The organism is Myxococcus sp. AB025B, assembly GCF_006518215.1.
In the GTDB taxonomy this organism is placed as follows: Bacteria; Myxococcota; Myxococcia; order Myxococcales; family Myxococcaceae; genus Myxococcus; species Myxococcus fulvus.
This window is the reverse complement of the sequence record NZ_SRLW01000587.1, coordinates 1-2035: the sequence shown is the minus strand read 5'-3', so window position 1 is coordinate 2035 and position 2035 is coordinate 1. Positions and strand designations below refer to the sequence as shown.

Here is a 2035-nt window from a genome sequence, read left to right as displayed (position 1 = left end):
CCCTCATCCTTGGAGAAGAACCATGGCGAAGACTCAGCGGCGTGGAGCGGTCATCCGGAAGGCTCGGCAGGTCAAGGCGACGACGGCCCGTGCGGTGTCGGGCGCCGGCAAGAGCGCTCGCAAGGTGCAGGTGACGCTGGGGGACCTCATCGCGGCGGCGTTCGACACGGTGGGCGGCGAGGTGAAGAAGGTGAAGCAGGTGATGTCCTCGAAGGACATGGTGCTGGCCACCGGCAAGCACATCGTCTTCGTGGGCTGAAGGCCGGGGTCTTGGCGGTGAAGGCGCCACGAGCGCGTGGCGCCAGGGGAGGGCGGCGAGGGGGTTGGGTGTGTGAAGCGCATCATCATTCCCGGACGCAACTGCTGGACGGTGGAGGAGACGAGCGACGCGGGCGTTCTCGTGGATGGACGCGCCTACTACCGTGAGCTGTACCGGGCCGCGAAGAAGGCCCGGCGCTACATCGCGATGACGGGCTGGCAGTTCGACAGCGACGTGTCGCTCCTGAGAGGGGAAGACCTGGAGGAGGCGCGCGGCGGCGAGGTCCGCCTGCTGCCCATGCTGGACGCGCTGTGTCGGGCCAACCCCGAGCTGCACGTGTACATCCTCGCGTGGGACTTCAGCCTGCTGCTCGCGATGGAGCGCGAGTGGATGCAGCACCTCTTGTTCAACTGGACGACGAACGAGCGCGTGCGCTTCCGCTTCGACCCGTCCAGTCCCTTGTATGGCGCGCACCACCAGAAGCTGGTGGTCATCGACGGCGTGCAGGCCTTCAGCGGCGGCATGGATGTCTGTGATTGTCGTTGGGACGACCGCGACCACCGGCTGGGCTCGTCGCTGCGCTGCGACAGCGGCAGGGACCCGCATGGGCCCTACCACGACGTGCAGGCCGTGTTCACCGGACCGGTGGTGGGCCGGCTGACGGAGCTGTTCGAGGCGAGATGGGCGCACTCGGGCGGCGGCGAGCTGCACCTGCCGACGGTGGCGCGCGACGACGTGACGTTCAGCTCGAGCGTGCCGGCGCCGCCGGGGCCGGTGGCCATCAGCCGCACGTTCGGCAAGACGCTGCTGCCGCCCCAGGAGGCCGTGCAGGAGGTGCGCGCGCTGTTCCTGGACGCCATCGAGGCGGCCGACCGGTTCATCTACATCGAGAACCAGTACTTCTCCTCCCGCGCCATCTTCCAGGCGCTGGTGCGCCGCTTCCGCGAGCCCGGGCGTCCACCCATCCAGGTGGTGCTGGTGTTGCCCAGGCAGCCCGAGGCGCTGCGCGAGCAGCTGGCCATGGGCATCGCCCAGGTGCGGCTGCTGCGCGCGCTGGAGCGGGTGGCGCGCGAGACGGGCCACACCTTCCGCGTGTACTGCTCGGCGGCGCGCGATGAAGAGACGGGCGAGGACGTCTATACCTACATCCACTCGAAGGTGATGGTGGTGGACGACCGCTTCCTCACGCTGGGCTCGGCCAACACCACCAACCGCAGCCTGGGGTTGGACTCGGAGCTGAACCTGAGCTGGGAGGCGGAGGCCCATGGGGACGCGGTGTCGCGCGCCATCCGCCGCGTGCGGGTGTCGTTGATGGCCGAGCACGCGGGGCTGTCCGGCGCGGAGACGCTGGCGCCGCTGATGCGCGCGGACGCGGGGCTGGTGGACTGGCTGGACGCGGTGGCGAGCGCGGGGCTGCACCGGCTGCGTCCGCACCCCATGGAGACGGTGTTCGACCAGAGCCCGCTGCTCAAGTCGCTGGAGCCCGAGGACCTGGTCATCGACCCGGAGGACTCCGTGCTGGACGAGTCCCTCTTCGAGGCGCTGCGCGGCGGCGAGGACGGGCTGTTCGCCTCCGGCATCCGCCTGCTGTCGCGCTGGCTGGTGGGCGCGGCCGAGGAGCGGCCCCACCGGGCCATCCTCCCCGCGGACGCGGACTCCGAGGGGGGCGGCCAGTACGGCGGAGGGTGACGCGCCCGTCACTCCCGGGGTGTCACCCGTCGGGTGGGTGTGCCGAGGCTCGGCAGTGTCACCCACACCCGGGCGGCGGCCGGGCGC

At 70.7% G+C, this 2035-nt stretch carries 2 protein-coding genes; both read left to right on the top strand.

The window, feature by feature from the left end:
• Positions 1-22 precede the first annotated feature (22 nt).
• Positions 23-259: a chaperonin gene (locus FL311_RS42815; protein ID WP_074953960.1), complete on the top strand. Its 237-nt coding sequence runs from the start codon at positions 23-25 to the stop codon at positions 257-259.
• 72 nt (positions 260-331) lie between these two features.
• Positions 332-1948: a phospholipase D-like domain-containing protein gene (locus tag FL311_RS42810; protein ID WP_141333394.1), complete on the top strand. Its 1617-nt coding sequence runs from the start codon at positions 332-334 to the stop codon at positions 1946-1948.
• Positions 1949-2035: the final 87 nt, after the last annotated feature.